General features: G+C 59.5%; 20 protein-coding genes. 8 read left to right on the top strand and 12 right to left on the bottom strand.

The annotated features are described in order from the left end of the window. Window positions 1–223 precede the first annotated feature (223 nt). On the bottom strand, window positions 224–2173 hold the full coding sequence (locus tag ACVWZJ_RS00925) for an acetate--CoA ligase family protein (protein ID WP_011434445.1): 1950 nt from the start codon (window positions 2171–2173) through the stop codon (window positions 224–226). 376 nt (window positions 2174–2549) lie between these two features. Then, window positions 2550–2699, bottom strand: a complete 150-nt coding sequence (locus tag ACVWZJ_RS00920; protein ID WP_011429585.1) for a hypothetical protein — start codon at window positions 2697–2699, stop codon at window positions 2550–2552. Between the two features lie 134 nt (window positions 2700–2833). On the opposite strand from ACVWZJ_RS00920, the gene ACVWZJ_RS00915 reads away from it, so the two are divergent. Then, a complete protein-coding gene (locus tag ACVWZJ_RS00915; RefSeq protein WP_011434442.1) occupies window positions 2834–4057 on the top strand; it encodes an Era-like GTP-binding protein in 1224 nt (407 codons plus the stop codon). On the opposite strand, the gene lipA is transcribed toward ACVWZJ_RS00915, so the two are convergent. The 3 genes from lipA to ACVWZJ_RS00900 all read right to left on the bottom strand — a co-directional run bounded on the left by lipA (window position 4054) and on the right by ACVWZJ_RS00900 (window position 6326). Beyond that, window positions 4054–4908, bottom strand: coding sequence for a lipoyl synthase (gene lipA, locus ACVWZJ_RS00910; protein ID WP_011434441.1), 855 nt, complete (start codon window positions 4906–4908; stop codon window positions 4054–4056). The two genes, ACVWZJ_RS00915 and lipA, sit on opposite strands and share 4 nt — an antisense overlap. A 221-nt stretch (window positions 4909–5129) precedes the next feature. Beyond that, complete coding sequence (locus ACVWZJ_RS00905) at window positions 5130–5624, bottom strand: DUF4079 domain-containing protein (RefSeq protein ID WP_011429588.1); 495 nt, start codon at window positions 5622–5624, stop codon at window positions 5130–5132. Window positions 5625–6089: 465 nt separating this feature from the next. Beyond that, a complete protein-coding gene (locus ACVWZJ_RS00900) occupies window positions 6090–6326 on the bottom strand; it encodes a DUF3148 domain-containing protein (protein ID WP_011429589.1) in 237 nt (78 codons plus the stop codon). A 510-nt stretch (window positions 6327–6836) separates the two neighbouring features. Here ACVWZJ_RS00900 and ACVWZJ_RS00895 point away from each other — a divergent pair. Both ACVWZJ_RS00895 and mazG read left to right on the top strand, forming a co-directional pair. Beyond that, the gene (locus ACVWZJ_RS00895; RefSeq protein ID WP_041436895.1) at window positions 6837–7058 is read left to right on the top strand and encodes a DUF2949 domain-containing protein; all 222 of its coding nucleotides are present in this window, start codon (window positions 6837–6839) and stop codon (window positions 7056–7058) included. Window positions 7059–7320: 262 nt separating this feature from the next. Then, entirely contained in the window at window positions 7321–8121 is an 801-nt protein-coding gene (mazG, locus tag ACVWZJ_RS00890) for a nucleoside triphosphate pyrophosphohydrolase (protein ID WP_457394001.1), read from the top strand. A gap of 113 nt (window positions 8122–8234) precedes the next feature. Here mazG and ACVWZJ_RS00885 read toward each other — a convergent pair whose 3' ends face one another. Beyond that, window positions 8235–9428: an RNA-guided endonuclease InsQ/TnpB family protein gene (locus tag ACVWZJ_RS00885; protein WP_457393984.1), complete on the bottom strand. Its 1194-nt coding sequence runs from the start codon at window positions 9426–9428 to the stop codon at window positions 8235–8237. Between the two features lie 425 nt (window positions 9429–9853). On the opposite strand from ACVWZJ_RS00885, the gene ACVWZJ_RS00880 reads away from it, so the two are divergent. Together ACVWZJ_RS00880 and ACVWZJ_RS00875 are read left to right on the top strand one after the other, a co-directional pair. After that, entirely contained in the window at window positions 9854–10795 is a 942-nt protein-coding gene (locus ACVWZJ_RS00880; protein ID WP_457393998.1) for a transglutaminase family protein, read from the top strand. A gap of 92 nt (window positions 10796–10887) precedes the next feature. Further along, window positions 10888–11394 carry a hypothetical protein gene (locus ACVWZJ_RS00875; RefSeq protein ID WP_011434437.1) on the top strand — a complete coding sequence of 169 codons (507 nt, stop codon included), beginning with the start codon at window positions 10888–10890 and terminating at the stop codon, window positions 11392–11394. 9 nt (window positions 11395–11403) lie between these two features. Here the strand turns inward: ACVWZJ_RS00875 and ACVWZJ_RS00870 are convergent, their stop codons facing one another. Together ACVWZJ_RS00870 and frr are read right to left on the bottom strand one after the other, a co-directional pair. Next, window positions 11404–14130 carry a CBS domain-containing protein gene (locus tag ACVWZJ_RS00870; protein ID WP_457393981.1) on the bottom strand — a complete coding sequence of 909 codons (2727 nt, stop codon included), beginning with the start codon at window positions 14128–14130 and terminating at the stop codon, window positions 11404–11406. 236 nt (window positions 14131–14366) lie between these two features. Continuing rightward, window positions 14367–14915 carry a ribosome recycling factor gene (frr, locus tag ACVWZJ_RS00865; protein WP_011434435.1) on the bottom strand — a complete coding sequence of 183 codons (549 nt, stop codon included), beginning with the start codon at window positions 14913–14915 and terminating at the stop codon, window positions 14367–14369. 247 nt (window positions 14916–15162) lie between these two features. Here frr and ACVWZJ_RS00860 point away from each other — a divergent pair, with 247 nt between their 5' ends. Then, window positions 15163–15741 carry a hypothetical protein gene (locus ACVWZJ_RS00860; RefSeq protein WP_457393978.1) on the top strand — a complete coding sequence of 193 codons (579 nt, stop codon included), beginning with the start codon at window positions 15163–15165 and terminating at the stop codon, window positions 15739–15741. Between the two features lie 13 nt (window positions 15742–15754). Here the strand turns inward: ACVWZJ_RS00860 and recR are convergent, their stop codons facing one another. Together recR and ACVWZJ_RS00850 are read right to left on the bottom strand one after the other, a co-directional pair. Further along, entirely contained in the window at window positions 15755–16354 is a 600-nt protein-coding gene (recR, locus tag ACVWZJ_RS00855) for a recombination mediator RecR (protein WP_011434433.1), read from the bottom strand. A 35-nt stretch (window positions 16355–16389) separates the two neighbouring features. Further along, complete coding sequence (locus ACVWZJ_RS00850) at window positions 16390–16725, bottom strand: YbaB/EbfC family nucleoid-associated protein (RefSeq protein ID WP_414344527.1); 336 nt, start codon at window positions 16723–16725, stop codon at window positions 16390–16392. A gap of 221 nt (window positions 16726–16946) precedes the next feature. Here ACVWZJ_RS00850 and ACVWZJ_RS00845 point away from each other — a divergent pair, with 221 nt between their 5' ends. Together ACVWZJ_RS00845 and ACVWZJ_RS00840 are read left to right on the top strand one after the other, a co-directional pair. Further along, window positions 16947–17843, top strand: coding sequence for a carbohydrate ABC transporter permease (locus ACVWZJ_RS00845; protein ID WP_414351824.1), 897 nt, complete (start codon window positions 16947–16949; stop codon window positions 17841–17843). Window positions 17844–17861: 18 nt separating this feature from the next. Next, window positions 17862–19370, top strand: coding sequence for a UbiD family decarboxylase (locus tag ACVWZJ_RS00840; protein WP_457393975.1), 1509 nt, complete (start codon window positions 17862–17864; stop codon window positions 19368–19370). Here the strand turns inward: ACVWZJ_RS00840 and ACVWZJ_RS00835 are convergent. Then, window positions 19367–20578, bottom strand: a complete 1212-nt coding sequence (locus ACVWZJ_RS00835) for an ABC transporter permease (RefSeq protein WP_414424043.1) — start codon at window positions 20576–20578, stop codon at window positions 19367–19369. The two genes, ACVWZJ_RS00840 and ACVWZJ_RS00835, sit on opposite strands and share 4 nt — an antisense overlap. Beyond that, window positions 20575–21948, bottom strand: a complete 1374-nt coding sequence (locus ACVWZJ_RS00830; RefSeq protein ID WP_011434428.1) for an efflux RND transporter periplasmic adaptor subunit — start codon at window positions 21946–21948, stop codon at window positions 20575–20577. The genes ACVWZJ_RS00835 and ACVWZJ_RS00830 overlap by 4 nt, the downstream gene beginning before the upstream one ends. Window positions 21949–21950: the final 2 nt, after the last annotated feature.

Raw genomic sequence — 21950 nt, 5'->3', positions numbered from 1 at the left:
GCGGCTTGCGACTGGGACGCCTTGAGCTTACAGGAGACGGTCAGGACTTGGCTCATAAGTTCATTGTACTTCATCAAAGCGCATTCCTCCCGGCACTGACCCTACGGGTACAGTGCGGGGCTCCTGCGATTTCTAGCTGACTGGCTGGCCGGCCTTTTTCCCCAGCAGGGATCCCTTGTTTTGCCTACCCTTTTACAAGAATCTGAAGAAAATCCAAAACCCCTCAGCCAGACCAGTTCTTCAGCATCTGGCTAATGGTTCTGCAGATGATCCGCAGGGTCATGGAGCGCAGCAGGATCCCCATCTGAAGGTCTGTCCCCGGCAATTCAAATCGCTCCGCCTGGCCCGCCACCGTCAAAGTTAGGGTGGATCCCCGCTGCAGGAAGAGGGCGCCGCCGGGGTTGAGATCCCGTTTCAGGGTTTGCAGCTCTTGATCGGAGGGATCCCGCAGCACCACCAGATCGCTGCCTTCGTAGGCCAAGCCCTCCCGCTCCAGGGTCTCTTCGTCGGCTTCCGCCAAAAGCAGATCCAGTTGGGGATGGCGCAGCAGGGTTTTCACCTGGCGAAAGAGGCTGCCCTGCAGGGGTCTAGAGCTGTGGTTCAGCAGCACGCCCTCCCGACAGACGGATCCCACACATGCGTTGGGGCGGTGGGACAAAATATGCTCCACCAAGGTGTGCGCCTCCGCCAGGGTAAGGCGGTTGAAGGTCAAAATCGGGATGCGGGCCGTCTTGGGAAACAGATGGTCGAGGATTGCCCCCGGCACATCCACTCCCGCGCCAATGGCAGGTTTTTGGTGCATGAGCACACCTGGCGCAGCATTGATCTCGATGATCCCCAGGGATCCCTCCTTCCAGGAGCGCTCCAGGCTGGGGGCAATGACATCGATGCCCAAGCACACCAGCGAGAACTGCTGGGCAATGGTTTGGGCCAAAACCACGTTGTCGGGATGGACGGTGGCCGTGACATCGCGGCTCACTCCTCCCGCCGAGAGATTGGATACCTTGCGCAGATAGACCGTCCGCCCCGGTTCCAGCACACTGTCCACTGTCAAGCCCTGCTCCGCCAGAAAGCGCTCCATTGTCTCATCCCATTGGATCGGCCCTAGGGGAGAAGTGGGGGTATCCCAACGGGCGGGATCCCGGTTGGCCTGCTCGATGAGCTGCCCGATGGTGCTTCGGCCATCTCCCGTCACCGAGGCGGGGCGTCGTTCCGTGGCCGCCACAAAGCGGCCTCCCACACACAACAGGCGAAAATCGGTGCCCTGCAGATGCTTTTCCAGGATCAGTCGGATGGGCTCCTCAGGGGGAAGGGCTGCCACGGCTACCTCGTAGGCAAAGGCCAGTTCTTCTGGGGTTTGAATGCCTGCTGTTACCCCTATCCCCTTGTGGCCGGCCACCGGCTTGAGCACCACCGGATAGCCGATTTCTTGCGCTTGCTGCAAAGCTTCTGCCAAAGAGGCGACCACCTCTCCCTGGGGCACGGGGAACCCTTGCGCCGCCAGAAAGGCTTTGCAATCGTCTTTGCGGGTGGTGAAGTCAGAGTCGAGATGGCTGTCGCAGTGAAAGGTGGTGGCCACCCCTCGCACCTGGTTGCGACCATAGCCATACTGCATCACCCCTTCATCCCATAGGTAGTAGGTAGGGATCCCGCGTTCGTGAGCAGCCCGCAAGAGGGCATAGACCGTCGGCCCGCCGTACACCGAGTCGCGAAACAATTGCTGCAGGCGGCGCATCTCCCCTTCAAAATCGAAGGGCTGTCCTTGGGTGATGGCTTCCAGCCAATCCCAAGCAAAATAGACCGCAGCACGAGTGGTACGGCCATGTAAGGTCTGCACCGCGATGCGCACATACTCTGAAAACGGATGACAGCTCCACCGCTGCAAGTGGAGATCCATCTGCAACCGGTTCACCTCCGTCACCAGCCGGGCAAACAAGTGGGCGTAGGAAGGATAAGATCCCTCCTGCAACTGGGGAAAGTAGAAGCAGACCTTGGACAGGTAGACATCGATGGGCAGTGGCTGTGGGCACTGGGTAAGGGCAAAGTCGAAGGTGAAAGCGGCTGTACTGAGATAGGGGTTAGGGCCGAGATAATGCTTCAGGTTGAAAATGTCGAAAACATCCGACTCGCGCGCGTTGATGCGGGGCACGCCCGCCGCCTCCTGCAAAACCATAGCCGGCCTCAAGAGAAGGAAGACAACGACCTCAGCTCGGAGAAAACCCAGCTCTCCCGGCTTGGGCCGCTTCCATTATTCCCGATCCGGCCCCCATCCCCGGCGGCTTGCCCTCGCAGCACAAGGGATCCCAGCTAGCCTTTTGCTGGTCAATTAACAGTTGCCTGACAGGCAACTTGGTAACTTGGAAAACCCTTCCCACCCTCTGATCGGGTTGGGGTTATTTCGAGTTGCAGTGCAACTGTTTGCCAATTCTGGGATCCCCTCTCCTCATAATGGGCAAGGGGCTGGGAGTGCTTGCCTGTAGCAGTGCTAGAGGAATGCCTCAGACTTAGACTTGTTCGGAATCACCTAACGATGGGCTTGCCAAGTTGGACTAGCGAAGGGCGCTCAGAAGCACAACATCCATAACCAGCAGCGCCCCAGCAAAGGCCAGCAGGCTGCGCACGATCTGGCGCTCTTGCTTAGAACGATGGGATCCACCCACACGAAGCCATTTCAGAGATTGGGGAAGGCGGTACAGCATAGGAGATTCGGCGGAACCCTAGGGTGATCATGCCCTATTTTGTGGGGTTTGGATTCCCCACGCTGGGGGGGAGAAACGGCTAGCCCTGAGGGGCAATTCCCTCTAGAGTGAGGGTTAGTCCATTGCCCCTGTCTATGACCACTCCCTTGACCCAAGCCGAAACCGTTTTGCAAAGGTGCTGGGATCATTGGCAATCTCTGGCCAGCCGTCGGGATTTACAACCGGAGTTCAGGGCTCTATCCACTTTGCGCAAGCGCCTCACCGCGCGGCTGTTTTCCATTGCGGTGTTTGGGCTGGTCAACCGTGGCAAGTCGGCCGTCCTGAACGCCCTAACCGGCGAGGAGCGATTGAAGGTGGGCCCCCTCAATGGGGTCACTCAGCAGCCCCAATCCCTGCTGTGGCAGCCGGGGCCGGGGATCCCTTGGCGGGTGAGGCTGGTGGATACTCCGGGTTTGAACGAAGTGGAAGGAGAAGCCCGCGAACAGTTGGCCTGGGATGTGGCCCGCTCGGCGGATTTGATCGTGTTTGTCATCGCCACCGACCTGACCCAGTTGGAATACCAAGCTCTCTCGGAGCTGCGCACCCTGCACAAACCCATCCTGCTGGTGTTGAACAAATGCGATCTCTACTCCGAAGCGGAGTTGCAGGCCATTTGTGCCCAGATCAGCCGCCACCTAGGCTGGGTATCGCCGCAAGAGATTTTGACCGTGGCCGCTTGCCCAAAACCTCTGAAAGTCCGCACCCACTGGCCGGATGGCCGCATTACTTTGGAATGGGAACGGCCTGCACCCCAAATTGAAGCCTTGCGGGGGCGAATTCTGCAGATTTTGCAAACCGAGGCGGGATCCCTCCTGGCTTTGAATGTGTTGAAGCGGCTGGACCGGGTTCAGGCCCAGATTCTGGAAAAACAGTGGCAGCACCATGCCCCCTTTGTGGAGCAATGGGGCAGGATTTTCGCCCTTGGCAAGGGGATGGGGGTGGGCTTAGCTCCGCTGGGGTTGGATTTGCTGTTGGCCCCGCTGCTGGATGGTCTTTGGCTGCTGGGCTTGGAGATCCGGCTGCACCTGCCCCGGAGGGTCTTGTGGAAGGGGCTGTGGCGACCGCTGCTGCTCAATGGGGCTTTGCTGCTGCTAGCAGAAGGAGTAAGTTCCTGGCTGTGGGGAGGCTGGGGCAACGGCCTCTTGCCGGGTCTGGTGGCGGGGGTCAGCCTGTATCGCCTGGGATCCCTGGCGCCACAGGTGCTCAGCCGGTTTGCAGCCCGAGCGTTCGGCCTGGAAGCGGGCCTTCGTGCCTTGATCGGACGGGAAAGGTTGGCTATGACAGACTGCACAGCCTCTCTGCCAAGCTCCCTGGCCTAGTTCTCAACCATTTCGGCAGCGTGGTAGGAGCTGCGCACCAATGGCCCTGAGCGCACCTGGCGAAACCCCATCTGGCGGGCTATCTGGCCCAGCTCGGCAAACTCCTCCGGAGTCCAGTAGCGTTCCACAGGGCGATGGGCCAAGGAAGGCTGCAGGTATTGCCCCAGAGTCAGACGATCGCATCCCACCGCCAGCAGATCCCGGAAAGTTTCCAGCACTTCTGCGCGGGTCTCCCCATGCCCCAGCATCAGCCCAGACTTGGTGGGTAATCCAGGATTCAGCTCCTTGACCGTTCGCAAAACCCGCAAGGACAGGTCATAGCCGGAGCTGCGCCGTACTGCCTGGGAGAGGCGTCGCACCGTTTCGATGTTGTGGTTGTAGCAGACAGGCTGGGCAGCCACCACACGGGCAATGCACTCGCGATCCCCGCGAAAGTCGGGGGTGAGCACCTCGATCTGGGTGCCGGGGCAGCGCCGCCGAATTGCCTCCATGACCTCCACAAAGCGACCGGATCCCTGGTCGGGCAGATCGTCGCGGGCCACCGAGGTGAGTACCACATAGCTGAGCCCCAGCAGCTCAACCGCCTCGGCCACTTTCTCCGGCTCTGTGGGATCCAACGGTGCGGGCCGTCCACTGGCCACCTGGCAAAAAGAGCAGGCGCGGGTACAGATCCCTCCCATCAACAGAAATGTAGCGGTTTTTTGGCTGTAGCACTCGGCTCGGTTTGGGCAGCGCCCCTCTTCGCAAATGGTGTGCAGGCCCCGCTGCTTGATCACCTGCTGCACCGCTGAAGTCTCGCTGGCTTTGCCGATGGAACGCTTGACCCAACTGGGAAGAGGGCTAACCGACATAGGGAGAACCGTTGCGTTAACTGGGTATCGGCAACAAGACTGCGCCCCTCTACAGCCGAAGGATGCAGCGCCTGCTCTGCCATTCTGACATGATGAAGCTCTGGGTTCCGAAAAGGGGAGGCCGAAGTCTTTGGGTCGACGGACTTCTCGGCTCGCACCAGCGGGACAAAGTCCTCCCAAAGCTCAGCCCTGTTCAGGGTTGCATGGGTCTTTCGGGGAGATTAAGCCACCTGGGGTGTGGTCAGCATTTGGTTGACGATGCGCTGCACAATCTGAAAGCCGGTCACCGCCTGCCAACCCAAGATCGCCAGGATCACCACGTTTAATAGGACATGCACATTACGCGCCCAGACCTTTTGCCCGTCTTTCATCAGCGGTGCTAGAGCCGCAGAGCTGGCCACCAAGGCCACAATGCCCAACCCAGCCAGCAGGTGAGGCCCAACAAACAGCTTGCCATTGTTCAGGTAGGTAACCCCCATGCCGCCCAGCGCCCCGAACACCATCAACACCAAGAACAGGGATCCGGCGAGGAAATGCCGCTGACCAAACTTCCCTTTGATCAGCTCCTTGCGTTCTTCTGCCGAGGCAGTGCGCACCCGTCGCGCTTGCAGACCCAGGTAAAGGGCATACAGGGCCAGCGCAAACGCCAAAATCATCAGCACAGGATGAAAGAAAGGCAAGGCCAGTTCTAGCCAGCGAGGAAGTTGAATGCTCATAGAGATCGCAGGATGGAAGAGGAAGACGCCCCCAAATTAACATGAGTTAACCTGATGCGCGGCAGTCTCCAGTCTCAGCGCAGCGGACTGGCACCCTATGGCAGGGTAACCCCCTGCCTCACTTTGTGGCTACGCAACGCTGCCGCGGCCCAGCTTTATCCCAGTCGCCAGCAAGAAAAACTCTTGCACCACTGGGGGCGGATGTGCTGAGCCCTCTACAGCGCGGCGGTGGCAGATCGCAAAACCAGCTACCAAAAGCTGGGCAGGTCTGTCAGCTACTTCGACACCGCTGACGGGAATAAGCAACTGAGCTCGCTGAAGCGTCAGAAGCGGCTAGCCGCGGTTCAGGCTATCGCGAAAGTCCGCCGGCCAGTTGAAGGCTCGCTTCTGCAGAAAGCTGCCAGCTCCCAAAGGTTCTAAAGGCCGGCAAACCCATCCAGCTGGCTCGGAGGAGAGATGGGCGTGTCAGGACAGGGATCCCACCGGCGCGAGATATTTTCCGTCTATGAGAAAGATGCCATTGGCAAACTGCACACTGTAGGTGCCCAACAGCCGCCGCTGCAGGATCACCCCTTGTTCGTGCAAGCGGATCAAATGGGCCGGGCGCAACATCGGCATTGGGTCAGCCGTTTTTAGGTAAGGAGGCATCTCCACCACTTGAACCGTTGCCCCCACTGGCAGTAAACCCTGGGCTTCAGACATAACGGGAGTCCATGTGGCAAGTGTCTCTAGCTTAGCTGAACGTAGGACGATGTATGCCCAAAACCGAACCCGAGCAGGATGACAGCATTAGGGCAGATCCCAGAGGAGCCGAACAGATTGGATCCCCGAAGAATTGTTGTAAGATTTTTATCAAGCACGAGGACTCAACGAGATAAAAAGGTAACATCTTGCAAGGTGAGTTGGTTTTTCCCACAAAGAAAAAGCAGTCGGCCTTTCGGGGTGCTGCCAACTGATCGCCAATTTGCTACCATACCATGAACTCTTGGTACCCATTTTTTGTGTCCTTGGATACGGAAACCTCATTTGCCGAGGCAATTTAGGGGTTCTCTTGTCCTGGAGCTGTGGGCGCAGGGCTTAGCAAGCTCGCCTTCGGCCTACGCACCAGCCAGATCTTTGCCGAAATTCTGTAGAAGTGTTAAGAATAGTTACATTGGTTTGCTATCTTCTCAGTTTTCATACTCGTCCTTACTTCAGCGCTGCGAAACGACCATGCTAGATCCCATTCCCCCCCCAGCCCTTGAGGAATATCTATTGGAAACGGGCATTATCGACCGTTCTCAACTGAGCCTGGCCAAGAAGCTGCAGCATCGCCAGCAAGGGCCGTTGCTGATGATCCTTTTGGAGTTGAGTTTCATCGATCTGGAGCAGCTCAGCCGCCTTTTGGATTTGGGCCGCGCCTACCCTTTTGATCATGCTGCAAACGCTGGATAGTCTTCAGCCCAACTGGCAACAGGCTCTGGCTCGGTGGTTCGCTGCTGAGCAGGGATCCCTGCTGCTGAAAAGCTGTGGGGGCCAGGATCTGGCGAAGCTGCGCAGTGTTTTGCAACAGATCTGTTCTCCTGTCCAGTCTGTTACGTTGCTAACAGAAGACTTGGAGGTGGTGGCCGGCCCATTGACGCTGCAAAGCTGGGATCCTCAAGCGACGGGCCATTTTGCCCACCTTTATCTGGAGCGTTCCGCCTCTAGCTCACACATGAGTCGTTTGGCGGCTATTGTTGCTCGGTTGCGCGCTCCCGACGGGTGTCCTTGGGATCGGGCCCAAACTCCAGAGTCTCTTACCCCCTACATTCTTGAAGAAGCGTATGAGACGGTAGCTGCCATTCGAGCCGGGGATCCGGCAGCAATTGCCGAAGAGCTGGGGGATTTGTTGTTGCAGGTGGTGTTGCAGTCTCAGATCTTTGCCGAGCAGAACCACTTTGATCTGGAAGCTGTGGCTGCGGGAATTGCCGATAAGCTCATCCGCCGTCACCCCCATGTGTTTGGGGATGCTGTGATGGCAGATCTTCCGGAGTTGCACCGCTCTTGGGAACAGATCAAGCAAAGGGAGCGACCGGATCAAAGCCTTGGCCAAAAACTGCTGCACTATGCCCAAAGTTTGTCTCCCCTAATGGCTGCCCTGAAAATTTCCTGCAAAGTGGTGGGAGCAGGGTTTGAGTGGCCAACGGTGGAGGGGATCTGGGCCAAGATCCGCGAGGAAGAAGCCGAGCTGCGTCGAGAATTGGAGAGGGATCCCCCCGATCCAACTCGGCAGGAAGCCGAACTGGGGGATCTGCTTTTTGCCCTGGTCAACTTGGGCCGTTGGTATGGTTTGGATGCTGCCCAAGCTCTAACCCAAACCAACCTGCGCTTTGCTCGCCGTTTTTTGCGCATGGAAGAGCTGGCTCAGGAACCAGCGGGATCCCTGCCCGGCGATGGCATAAGCTCCCTTCTGAAAGGACGCAGTTTCCAGGAGCTGGAAGTCCTCTGGCAACAGGCCAAGCAAGAATATCCCTAGTTTGGATATGGGGTTGAGCTGGCGCTGGCTTTGAGGGGGTATCCGCCCACACAGTCTTGGGGCAAGTTCTCTTTGTAGGGTAGGAGCTGTTGTAAACTACCCGACTCCGACCGCTAAGCGGTACGGAGCGGGCTTTCAGTAGCCCTGGGCCTGCTCTGCTCTACCAGAGAACAAAACAGGCCCGAACCTCTAGGCTGGTTTACGACAGCCCCCAAGAGCGCAATCACATTCGCACCATTCAAATCCGCATCTCCTTCCCATCCACAGTGCCCACACTTGAACGACTTGCCACTGCGGTAGGACTTACCCTGCTCAGGGTGGATGTGTAAGCACCGGTGGCAGGTCTGCGACGTGTAAGCAGGCGGAACAAGAATCAGAGAAACCCCTGCAACCCTCGCCTTGTATTCCAGAAACTGGCGTAGTTGGTAGAACGCCCAACTGTTGGCCCTGCGCCGCTCGGCTTTGCTGCGGGGTTGTTGATTGACCCTTTCCCGAATCCCTGTCAGGTCTTCCAGGGCAATAGCGCTGTTTGTGGTCTTTGCCCTAGAGACAATAGCTTTGGAGATGCGATGATTGACCCACGCCTGAAAGCGTCTCTCCTTGCCAGACAGCCGTTGCAGCAGTTGACGGCATCTGCGCCGCGAACTGCGGGTGCCCTTACTGGCTTTGCGTTGGAGTGCCGCCCTCAACCGGGAGTAGCGGTCGCGGACTTTGTTCAACTGCTGTCCATTCCAGTTGTCCCCCTCTGACGTATGGGCAATATCTGTCCTTCCAAAGTCCACCCCGATCACCTTGTCGGTATCTTGTTGCTTGGGTGGCTTTTTCTCTACGCAAATCTGGATGTAGTAGGAGCCATCTTTGCGCTTGACCAGGGTGGCAGATTTGGGGTTGGAACCAGCCAGCATCCCACGCTGGTAGTTGCCAATGGCCAGTTCAAAGCGTTCTCTCCCTTCCACCGTGGTCAGCGACACCGTCCAGTCTTTTTGACGGAACGAGAAGATGCGTGCGTCGTAGGTAACGAACCTACGCTTGAACTCTTTAACTGGACGGTTGCGCTGTCTCGCCACTTTGCGGGCGCTGGCCACCCGTCTGCAGACCTGTTGGGCCAAGTTGCTAGACAAGCCGAATCGGGCGCGAATCTCGTAGTAGCAAAGGGATTGCAGTTTGACCGCATTGACGATCTTCTCCGGCGTGTTCTGGTTGACCCAGTTCAGTGCCTGCACAAAGGCATCCATCGTCGCGTCCAATTTAGCGGCTTGCGACGGGGACACCTTGAGTTTGCAGGAGATGGTCAGGACTTGGCTCATAAGTTCATTGTACTTCATCAAAGCGCATTCCTCCCGACACTGACCCTACGGGTACAGTGCGGGGCTCCTGCGCTAGTAAGCTGAGCACCTGTCTCTATGTCGGCTATGTCTCCAGTTTCTTCCTTTGAGCAGGCTGGGGCTTGGATTGAATGCCTGCCCACATGTCAGAATGCAGCAAACCCCCCTCGCTATGCTCCTGTACGGGCCGGGGAGTACATCCGCTCTAAGCTGGAGGTTTCGATGATTGGGAAGGCAGGGCAAAGCTCTCGGAGATCTCAAACTCAGATAAACTCAGATAAAGTTTCAAAGCTCCCCGGCAGAGGATACAGCTACCTCCTGGCTTTGATTCGAGAGCAGTTTGGGTGGGTTGCCTAATCTCAAGGCTCGGCTGCCTGTGGTGAAACCTCTTGCCCGTCATTTGGCCTGTGCAAATTCAGATCCGCCATCTCATCGAATATCGCTACAGTCGTCCAGTCCAACTGGAGCCCCACACGGTGCGATTGCGACCGCGCTGCGACGGGATCCAAACTCTCCTGGCTTTTGAGTTGCAGGTGGATCCGCAGCCGGTGGGCCAATCGGCGCTGGTAGACCTGGAGGGCAACGCGGCGGTTCGGCTCTGGTTTGGGGATCCCACCGAGCACTTGCGCATCCAAACTCAGGCCACGGTGCTCACCCTGCGGCAGAATCCCTTCGACTACCTGCTCTGCGATTGGGCCACCCATCTCCCCATCGACTATCCCAGCACGCTGGCAGCCCAATTACAGCCTTATCTGACGGCTCAGGCGGATCCCGGCATCCAGGCCTTGGCCTGGGAGCTATGGGATCACGTGCAGGGGGAAACGACAGCTTTTCTGCCGGCGCTGAACCAGCGCATCTATTCAGAATGCCGCCACATCTTGCGGGAAAAGGGGGATCCCTGGCCTGCCGGCTTGACCTGGCATCGCAAAACCGGAGCCTGCCGCGATTTGGCCCTGGTGTTCATGGAGGTCTGCCGTACGGTAGGCTTGGCCGCGCGCTTTGTCAGTGGCTACCAGGTCAGCCCCTCGCAGCCTTCGGGGGAGAGCAGGGGTGGAGAACCCCCAGAGCCTGTGCGCCGTCATTTGCACGCTTGGGCGGAGGTGTACTTGCCAGGGGCCGGTTGGCGGGGCTTTGATCCCACCCAAGGGTTGGCCGTGGCCGACGGTCATGTGGCTTTGGCGGCCAGCGCTTATCCCAGAGATGCCGCTCCCATTTACGGCCATTGGCTGGGCAGGGGCGTTCACAGCAGCATGAGCTACACCATCCACATTCAGGCGGGATCTTCCGCCCACAGCCAAGCCCAGCTTGCTGCAGACAGCCTTAGCACTTCACCAAAAGTGCGGAGCTGAAGTTGTAGAGCTTCAACTTGGCCGGATCCCAAAGCGAAAATTTGAGATAGCATAGCCTAGCCAAGATCTAGAGAATCTGCCGAGGGATCCCGTTGACCCAGTCTATTGATGTCCCCACCAGCGTTGATACGTTTTTGCAGGAGTTGGCCGCCATTCAGCAAGTTGGGCCGAAGCGAGTGGCCATCCTGGGCAGCCGTCATGTGCCCATTACCCATCAGTATTTGATCGAGACCCTCAGTTATGCCCTGGCCCTTACCGGCAATCAGATCCTCACCTCTGGGGCCATTGGCACCAACTTGGCCGTCATTCGGGGGGCGATGCGGGCGGACATGAAGTCCTTGACGGTGATCTTGCCCCAGAGTTTGGAGCGACAGCCGGCAGAGTCGCGGGCCAGCCTGGAGCAGGTGCTGCATCTGGTGGAACATCCCGAAAACGACCATCTTCCCCTGGCGGAGGCCAGCCGCCTGTGCAACCTGGAGATCATCAGCAAGTGCCAGCAGTTGATCTGCTTTGTCTTCCACGACAGCGTCACGCTGCTGGATGCCTGCAAGCATGCTGAGGAACAACACAAGTTGGTCACTCTCTTCTATTTCGACTGATTTGCCCTTCTACTTTCTTCCTCGGTATTGAGCTTGCGGCAGGGGGAAGTGTTCTTGTAGCCAGGCTTCAGCTTCTGCCGGGGTGGTGAGTTCGCCGTTCAGGGTGAGGCAACGCAGTTGCTCCAAAATGGCTTGGAAGGGGCGACCTGGCTTGTAACCCAGACGACGCAGATCGTGGCCGTTGAGGAGCGGCTTCACCCAGTACCACTCCTGCAAGTAGCGCCAGATCAACCGCCGGGCCGGCTTGGGGGCGATCCCGGCCACCAAAATCACTGCTGGGATCCGCAGCCCCTGCAGCAGTTGCACCACCTGGGCCGGAGAGAGGGTGCCGGGATCCAATTGGGCCAACAGGGTTTGGTAATAGGAGGAATGGCTGAGGCGTTCGATGCCTGCTTGGGTGAGGTGGAGTTGGCTGGCCACCTGGGGGGCTTGGGGTAGGGTGAGGAGGAGAGCCTCTAGGCGCAGTTGCCAGATCTCCTGGGATCCCAGCTCAGGATAGCGGCGGCGAAAGTGATAAGCCCAGCGGCCCACCCGTTGCAACCGCCGGCACAGGGAGGGATCCCACTCCAGGTCGGGGTGAATACAGCGCAAAGCTCCCCATTCTGCCAGCCGCTCAAAGGCTTGGGGCCAATCGCGGGATCCGAGAATGTAGGCCAGCTCCTGCTTGAGGCGATCCCCGCCGACGGCATCGTGCAGACCACTGGCCACGGCAGCGCGGATCCATTTTTCTGTGGTCGAGTCCAGGGCGAAGCCCAAGCGCACCGCAAAGCGCACCGCCCGATAAATGCGGGTGGGATCCTCGATGAAGCTGTTGGGGTGCAATGCCCGGATGATCCCCTGTTGCAGATCCGCTTGTCCGCCGAAAAAATCCAGCACCTGTCCTCGCTGGGGGCCGTTGAGGCGCAAGGCCAAGGCGTTGATGGAAAAATCCCGCCGATAGAGGTCTTGCTGAATGGATCCCATGGCCACTTCGGGGGGAGAGGCCGGGTAGGGATAAAACTCCGTGCGGGCGCTGGCGATATCCACACAAAAGCCTCCTGGCCAGATCAAGGCCGCCGTTTGGAATTTGCCGTGGATCTCCAGCCGCGCTTCCGGGAAGCGTTGTTTGAGCGCTTGTCCCAAAATCAAGCCCCAGCCCGGGGGATCGATCCCATCCGGGGCCGAAGAGTAGGGCCCATCCACCACCAAGTCCAGATCCAGCCGCTCCAGGTTGGGCGAGGGCTGCCGTCCCCACCGGTGCAGCAGCAGATCCCGCACCGTTCCCCCCACCAGATACAACCTCAGGCCCTTCTCATCGGCGATGTGGGCGGCCTGCTCCAGCAACTGTCGATGCCGTTCCGAAAGAGCGGCGAAGGTGAGATCCAAGGGGCAGGAAAGGGTGGGCAAAGCCAACTGGGGTGAGAGGGCCGGCAACTCGTGTAGGTGCCGCAACACATCGGTGCGAGTTACAATGCCCACCAACTGTCCATCCTGGAGAACCGGCAGGCGGCCAATATCCCACTGCACCATCAACCGCTGAATCTCCGCCAAGGGGGTGTCGGGGGAGAGGGTTTTCACGTCGGTGGTCATGTAGCCCTTGACGGGGGCATGGCCAAACCCGTGATGCAGGGCGATATCGATATCCCGCCGCGAGATCACCCCCACCAGGCGACCTTGAGCGTCCACCACCACCAGGCCGGAATGGCCGTAGCGCAGCAGCACCCGCTGGGCCTCGTCGATGGTGATCTCCGGTCGGATGGTGCGCACCGGAGCCGACATCAAATCTTTGGCCGTCACCGGGGGCGGGATCCGCTCTTGGACAGCCTGCCTGAGGGCCGCCATGACTTGGGCCGGGTCGGGCAAAGGCTGCTCTGGGCTGGCTTTTAACGTGGCTGCTGCAGCACAATCGTGTCCACCGCCGCCGTAGAGGGCCATCACCCTGCCCAACTGGGCAAACTCCTGCCGCGCCCGCCCGATCAGGCTGAGCCGCTCCCCCTGCCGCGCCACCAAGAGCAGCACATCCACTCCCGTCAGATCCATCAGCCGCATCACCAGGCCGGCCAAGCCGGGCACAAACTCCGGCAGCTCCAGCAGCCATTCTCCCAGGCGATACTCCCCCACCTGCTGCACCTGCATCTGGGCCAGCCCCTGGCTGAGCAGCTCGCGCATCTCTGGGGTGAGGCCATCCCCCAAAAAGCGCCGCAACAAGACCAGGTTCACCCCCTGCTGCAACAGCCAGCTCAGGGCAGCAGCATCGCGGGCGGTGGTCTCCGGGAAGGTCAGGGATCCCGTATCCATGTGAATGCCCAAAGCCAGCGCCAGCCGCTCAAAAGGGCTGAGAGGGATCCCAGCAGCCTGCAGCCGCTCCACCAGCAAGGTACAGGTGGCCCCCACGGCCTCGATATGACAGTTCACCTGCTGCTGCGGCCAAAAGCCATCCGGTGGGGTTTCCGGATCCCTGAGGTGATGGTCGAAAATCTCGATTTGGGTGCCGGGGACGCTCAACCAAGCGGCAGCTTTGCCCAAGCGATCCGGATCGTGACAGTCCACCACAATCCACCGCTGCACCTGTCCCGGATCCACAGAGCGCAGCTCGATGAGGGGAAATTCATCTCGGTACAAGGCCAAAAACTCCTGCACCCCCGGCAGGGATCCCCCGGCCAAGGCAATGCGGGCACCCGGATACAGGCGCGCCGCTCCCACCGCCGCCCCTAGGGTGTCGAAATCCGCCGATTGATGGCACAGGATCAGATCCATTGCGGCAAGAGTTGTCGTTTTCCCCCCTTCCATCCTGGCCTAAGCCAGGATCCCTCTTGTTGGAGTCGGACAAGAAGAAATGAAGGGCTGCTCAACTCCGAGGGGCAAGTGAAAACCTCGAAGCTAAGTTTCAGGACGGGTGTCCGGGTTTTTATCAAAAAATTGGGTCATAACCCCGTCCTACGGCTATGCAGAAGCAGGCCAGTAGCGTGGGGAGTTATGTCCACAAGGAGCTTTTACAGCGTCGTCAGCTCCTTTTCTTTTTCTGCCAGCAGCTCATCGATCTTTTTGATATAGCGGTCGGTCAGCTTCTGGATGTCATCCTGCAAGCTTTTGGACTCATCTTCAGACAGCTCGCCGTTTTTCTCCCGCTTGCGCACCGAGTCGATGCCATCCCGCCGGATGTTGCGGATTGAGACTCGCCCCTCTTCGGCTAGCTTGGCCACCTGTTTGCTCAGCTCTTTGCGCCGCTCTTCTGTCAGGGGGGGAATGGTGAGCCGCACCACCTTGCCGTCGTTGCTGGGGGTTAGACCTAGGTCAGAGGCGACAATGGCCCGCTCAATGGCCGCCAGGGTCGAGGGATCAAAGGGCTGGATCAAGAGGGTGCTGGAGTCTGGCGTGGTGAGGCTGGCCAGGGCCTTGAGGGGAGTGGGCACGCCGTAGTACTCCACCTGAATGCGATCCAGCAGGCTGGAATTGGCCCGCCCGGTGCGTACCGTATTAAAGGAGCGCTGTGTGGCTTGCACAGCTTTGTTCATCAACTCCTCAATCTCAGCTAGCTCCACGGGGTTTTCCTCGCTTTCAAAATCAGTTTCCAGATATCAGGCTCTGGCAGCAAACCTGGCACCTCTACGGTGAGCCTGACCTCAATTTTACTGCCTTGTTGGGATCCAGATGGGATCCCGTTCCTCAGAGCTGCACCTGCAGTCGGCGAATTTCTCGCCAGATGCCCCCCAGTGGGATGGTACGAGCTCAAAGCTTCCCCTAAACTGCTCTGCAGTTTACTGCACAACACAGGCACAACAAAGTTTTATGCTCTCTCGCCAAATTGGTTCTTCAACGGCCCTAACCTGGCTGATCGGCAGCTTGAGTCTCTTGGGTTTTGGAGCGGCTGCGGCAGCCTTAGAGCTGCAGATTGTGTCCCCCAATGCTTATAAAGTGCCCTACCTGGGAATTGATGGTGTTTTCACTCTGGATACGTCCCTGGAACAATCGGCCAACGATCCGCGCAATCCAAAGCGGGTGAAGTTTGAGAAGATGGAGTTCTTCTCCTTCTACGCCGATCTGGAGGGGAAAAAGCCCCTGGCGGAAAATTGTCGCTACGCCTATCGGGGGGCTGCGCCGGATCCCTTCTACTACCCTGAGCGCTCCTTAAGTTCCATCTGGGATTTGTTTCAGTTGCGGCCTGGAGCAGACGCCAGTTGCGAGACCTTCACCTATGTGATTCTGCGGGCACCCCACGGGGATCCGGTGCACATGCACCTGCGCTACGGAGGCCGCAACAGCAGCTTCCAGGAACTTCTGAACATCAGCACTCTGCCGGAGGATCCTGCCAACTTCAACCCCTGGTGGAGCACCTACTGCGCGGAGGGGGTAACCGGCTGCGATTGATGGGCTGAGCGGCTCACAACTCCTGCCGCGCTTCCAAGGCACGGGCCAGGGTAACCTCGTCGGCATATTCCAGCTCGGATCCCATGGGCAGGCCGAAGGCCAGGCGGGTCATGCGCAAGGTGGGGGCAACCGGCTTCAGGTAATCCTTGACCACGTGCATGGTTACTTCCCCCTCTACGCTGGGGCTGATGGCAAAGATCAGCTCCTGCGGTTTTTCCCGTGCCACCCGAGCCACCAGCTCGCGGATGTGCAGTTGATCGACCCCGATCCCGTTCATGGGGGAGATGAGGCCACCCAAAACGTGGTAAAGCCCCTTGAACTCGCGGGTGCGTTCCATCGCAATCAAATCTTTGACATCGGCCACCACGCACCACAGCGAGGGATCCCGCTGCGGCGAACGGCAAATCTCACAGGGATCCTCCGCTGACCAGTTGAAGCAGATGGAACAGTGCCGAACCGTCTGCTTGGCTTCCAGCAGGGCTTTGGCCAGGGCCTCGATCTCGCCGGCAGGCCGGTTGATCAAGTGGAGAGCTAGGCGCTGAGCGGTTTTGGAGCCAATGCCGGGCAGCCGTTGCAGCTCTTCGATGAGGCGAGCCAAGGGGCGAGTGTACATACAGAGTTAAGCAAGCGGGGTTAAGCAAGTGGGGCTCAACCCAGTCCCAACCCCGGCAGACTGATGTTTCCGGTCAGCTCTTCCATGCGTTTGCGCATCGTCTCGGCAGATTGGGTGTAGGCGTTCACCATCGCCGTCAGGAGCAAGTCCTCTACCACATCCACCGACTCCTGGAGAATCTGGGGATCCAGAGAGACCTTAAGGGGTTCTTGGTTGCCGTTTACCGTCACTTTCACCAGCCCATTGCCGGCTTCGCCGACGATCTCCATCTCCTCTAGCTCTTTTTGCAGCCTTTGAGCGCCATCGCGCACCTCTTGGGCTTTCTTGAGCGCTTCTTGGATTTTGCCGAAGGGGCCAAAGCCTCGAGTCATGGGATCCTCTCTTGGGTTATCCAGATACTGCTGTTCTACTCTACCCGTTTCCCCATCGCCGGTGAAAGCACTCGCAAGTCTGGGCAGAGGTGCTCCGCACCGCTAAGGCGACCAGCCTTCCTTAGGTTGCCCTTAACTCTGGCAGATTATCCTCACAAGAGAAGCCGAAGATCGACCCAGAAACTCCATCTGCTCATCAGCGTTTGCTGTCCGGAGGTGCCATGGCCCAACTGTTGCAGGATCCCCGATCTCAAGTAGCCCAGCCCAGTTCAACTCGGGTGGAGCCTTCTCCCTGGCGTTGGCGGCGCTGGATCCCGGAGCGCTGGTATGTGCATTTGGGCCTGGTACTGGCCTGCTTGGTTCTGGGATTTCCGGTGTTGTATGCCCTGATCGTGAGCACCCAGAACAATGCCGAGGTGTTCCGCTATCAATTGACCTTTGGCTCCTCTTTTGCCTTCAACTGGCATCAGGTGATGGTGGCGCGGCACTTGGGCCACTACATGGTCAACAGCACCATCGTGGCGGTGGCGATCACCGTGGGCAAGACGGTTTTGTCGCTGCTAGCCGGGCTGGCCTTTGTGTACTTCCGCTTTCCCGGCAAAGGGCTGGCCTTTGGCTTTGTGCTGATCACGCTGATGATGCCCACCGAAATCTTGATCATTGCCCTGCTGCGGTTGGTCACCAACTTGGGCTGGGGATCCACCTACTACGCTTTAATCGTGCCCTTTCTGGCCAGCGCCACGGCCACGTTTTTGTTCCGCCAGCATTTTTCCAACATTCCCCGCGAGCTGGCGGAGGCGGCCCAACTGGACGGGGCCAACCCGCTGCAATTTCTCACCCAGGTGCTGATCCCTTTGAGCTGGAACGCCATCGGGGCGCAGGCGGTGATTCACTTCGTTTACGCTTGGAATATGTACCTGTGGCCCCGCTTGATCGTGCAAGGCCGAGAGCGACAAGTGGTGCAGGTGGGGCTGCAATCTCTGCTTAATCTGGATAGCTCGGCCTCCTATGGCCCCATGATGCTGGGAGCGATCATCGCCAGTATCCCGCCGCTGCTGGTGTTTATTGCGCTGCAGAAGCCCTTCATGAGCGGGTTAGCCCTCAATCGCGACAAGTAAGCCCTTAGGTTCCCTTTCATGCCCAGAGATCTACGCCGTTTTATTGCTCTGCTGGAATCCCGTGGTCAGCTCCGCCGCATTTCGGCAGAAGTGGATCCGGATCTGGAAATTGCCGAGATTGCCGATCGCCTCTTGGCCTGCGGGGGGCCGGCGCTGCTGTTTGAGCGGGTGAAGGGATCCTCAATGCCGCTGCTCATCAACACCCTGGGCACGGTGGAGCGCATTTGCTGGGCTTTGGGAATGGAGCAGCCTCAGGAGCTGGAGGAACTGGGGAAAAAGCTGGCCCTGCTTTACCAGCCGCGGCCACCGCGGAGCTTTGCCCAGGCGGTGGAGTTGGGACAAGCTCTGTTTAGCGTACTCAAAGCTAAACCCAGCCGGGATCTGCTTCCTCCCTGTCAGCAGGTGGTGCGGCGGGGAGAGGAAGTCGATCTCACCCAGTTGCCCCTGTTGCGGGTCTATCCCAGCGATGCCGGACGGGTGCTGACCTTGGGCCTGATGGTCACCAAAGACCCGGAAAACGGGATCCCCAACGTGGGGGTGTACCGCCTGCAGTTGCAAAGCCGCAACACCATGACGGTGCAATGGCTGTCGGTGCGGGGGGCGACTCGGCATCTGCGCAAAGCGGCGGCCCTGGGCCAAAAGTTGGAGGTGGCGGTGGCGGTGGGGGTGGATCCGGTGGTGATTTTGGCGGCGGCCACACCTCTGCCGGTGGATCTGTCGGAGTGGCTGTTTGCCGGTCTCTACGCCGGAGAAGGGTTGCACCTGGCCCAGTGCAAAACGGTGGATCTGCAGGTGCCGGCTCATGCTGAGATCGTTTTGGAGGGCACCATCACCCCTGGGGAAGTGGCCCCCGACGGGCCTGCCGGGGATCACATCGGCTACTATGGCCCCCGCAACGAGCAGGCCCCTCTGATTCGCTTCCACTGCTTGACCCACCGCCGGGATCCCATCTATCTCACCACCTTCAGCGGCAAGCCCCCCAAAGAAAACGACATGATGGCGCTGGCCCTGAACCGCATCTACACCCCCATCCTCAGGCAGCAGGTGCCGGAGATTGTAGATTTCTTTTTGCCGATGGAGGCGCTGGGCTACAAAGCAGCCATCCTCTCCATCGACAAGGCCTACCCTGGCCAGGCGCGGCGGGCGGCTTTGGCTTTTTGGAGCGCCCTGCCCCAATTCAGCTACACCAAGTTTGTGATCGTGGTGGACAAGGATATCAATGTGCGGGATCCACGGCAGGTGCTCTGGTGTCTGTGTTCGCGGGTGGATCCGCAGCGGGATGTGTTTATTCTGGCGGACAACCCCTTTGACACCTTGGACTTTGCCACCGAAAAACGGGGTCTGGGGGGCAAGATGGGCATTGATGCCACCACCAAAATTCCCCCAGAAACCGATGCTCCCTGGCGGGAGCCCCTTGCTCCAGATCCGGAGGTGGCCCGCCTGGTGGATCGCCGCTGGGCGGAGTACGGCTTGGCGGATCTCAATTGGCAGCCGGCGGATCCCCGCCTGTTTGGATACGAGCTCTAAGCCCGCAGGGCCTCAATGGGATCCAGTTGCGCCGCTTTGCGGGCCGGGAAAATGCCGAAGACCAGCCCAATCCCAGTGGACAGGGAGAACGCCACTCCCACTGCCACCCCATCGACTTGGGTGGCCAAGGGGGTGAACACCTGCACCGCCACCAGCAGGCCGCTGCTGAGGAGGATCCCGAGCACCCCCCCGGTCACGGCAATGAAAATCGCTTCGGCGGCAAACTGCTGCAAAATCTGCCGGCTATCCGCCCCAATCGCCTTGCGCAGCCCGATTTCATGGGTGCGTTCCGCAACTGAGATAAGCATCACATTCATGATCCCCACCCCTCCCACCAGCAGGGAGAGGGCCGCCGTGCCCGTCAGCAGCACCCGCAGCAGGCTCAAAATCCTGGCCGACCCATCCAGGAGCACCTTTTGGTTGCGGATGATGAAGTCATCTTCTCCCACCAATTGGTGCCGCTGGCGCAGCAGGTTGCGGATTTGGAACTCGGCAGCAGGCAGATCGGCTTCAGAGCGGGCCGAGACGAAAATCGCCGTCAGCTCTGTGCCGTAGGGGGAACGCCGCCCGACCAACCGATTGGCCACCACGTCCACCGGCAGAAACACTCCGGCATCGCTGTTGCCAAACACCGTCGGCTTCGAGCGCAAAGTGCCGATCACCTCGAAAGGCAAATTGTTCAGTAGGACGGTCTCCCCAATGGCAGCGGCAGGGTCCAGGCCGAACAACTGGCTGGCGGCATCGCTGCCCAGCACCACCACCGGGCGCTGTTCCTCGATATCCGAGGGCAAGAGGAAGCGGCCTGCCTCGATCTCTAAGTTCAACACCGACAAATACTCCGGCCAAGTGCCGGTGGCCTCGTAGCGGCGATCCACTCCACCTCGCACAGCGCGCACATTGGTGCCCAGGCTGGGGACGGCTGCTGACACGGCAGGCACTTCCGCAGCAATGGCTCGCACATCCTCCAAAGTGAGGGGGCGGATGTTGCCGGCATCGACCAGGCCCAAGTTGGCCGAAAAGACGATCAGCAAGTTGGTGCCCAGAGAGCGAAATTGATCCACCGCCATCTCTTGGGCAGCATAGCCAAATCCGGCAATGGCCACCACCGCCGCATTGCCGATGAGGATCCCGAGCATGCTCAGCCCGGTGCGCAGGCGATGTCGTCGCACCATTTGCCAGGCCATTTTGGCCGCCGTTGCCAGGCTCATGGCTGTTGCTCCGCTCTTTTAATCAAAGTCTCTAGGTTCACCCCAGGAGGCAGGGCAGTAAAGACCCGATCCCCTGCCTGCAGACCGGAGAGGATCTGGGTAACTCCACCCTGAGTGATGCCCGTTTCCACGCGGCGATAGACAGGTCGCCGGGTTTGGGGATCCAGCAGGAGCACGCCTTCCTGGCTTTCCTCCCGGAGGATAGCCACTGAGGGCACCGTCAGAGCCTGAGGCTGGGGATCCCCAATGAAATCCACCGAAACAGTCATGCCGGTGCGCAAAAAGTCGGCCCCAGGCTCCGGTTCAACGAAGACCCGAAAGACGGTTACCTCTCGCACCACCACCGTAGCGGGTGCAATCCGCTTCACCCGCCCCTGCACCAGGCGGTCGGGGTAGGCCAGGGAGCGGATCTCCACCGGCTGACCCACCCGCACCTGGGCAATCTGGGCTTCTGGCACTTCTGCCCGCACCTCAATTCCCTGAGCCAGCGCCAAAATGGAACTGGAAGAAGCTGCGGTGGCATCGGAAGCTGCTGTTGTGGGAGCTACAAAGGATCCCACCTCGGCAAAGCGCTGCACCACCACACCGGAAAAGGGGGCGCGGACTTCGGTGTCAGCCAACCGGGATTGCCGTTGGGCCAGCTCGGCTTGTGCCTGGGCAATTTGGGCTTGAATTTGCTGTAGGGTTTCCGGGCGGCTCCCCAGTTGCAATCGCTCCAACTCCTGTTGAGCAGCTCGCAAATCCGCTTGCGCTTGTTCCAGGCGGGCCGAGCGTTGATCCAGCTCGCTGCGGGCTACCACCCCCGCCTGCACCAGGGCCTGGATGCGCTCTAACTCCCTCTGAGCCAAGTCCACCTGCGACCGGGCAGCATCCACCCTGGCCTGGGCCGCCGCGATCACCTGGGGGCGCTCTCCGGCCTGTTGCTCCGCTAGACGGGCTTGCAGCTCTTGAATGCGGGCTTGGGCTTGGCGAATGCCACTGGCGAGATCGCCGTAGTCCATCCGGGCCAATAACTGCCCTGCCACCACTTCATCTCCCTGATCCACCAACAGTTCCGCCAGGCGACCCGACTCGCGAGGGCTGACATTCACCTGGCGGAGCGGCTGCACCTGGCCGCTCACCCGCAGGCGTTGGGTCAGATCCACCACTTGAACCGGTACCGTCAATCTTTCCAGCCGTTCTGCCCTCTGCTGCTGCAGCTGACGCTGGATCAGGAGACCGCTGCCCCCTAGGCCGGCCAACAGCAAGCCCAAGAGCATCCAACCGAAGGGAAATCTCTTGGGGCGGGGTTTGCTCTGGGGCAGAGGCTGATCTGCAGGCCTGGGAGTAGACAGGGATCCCGTCTTGGGCTCATCGGTGTGCAGGATCACAA

This window comes from Thermostichus sp. OS-CIW-29 (assembly GCF_054058195.1).
This window is presented reverse-complemented; position numbering and strand designations above follow the sequence as displayed.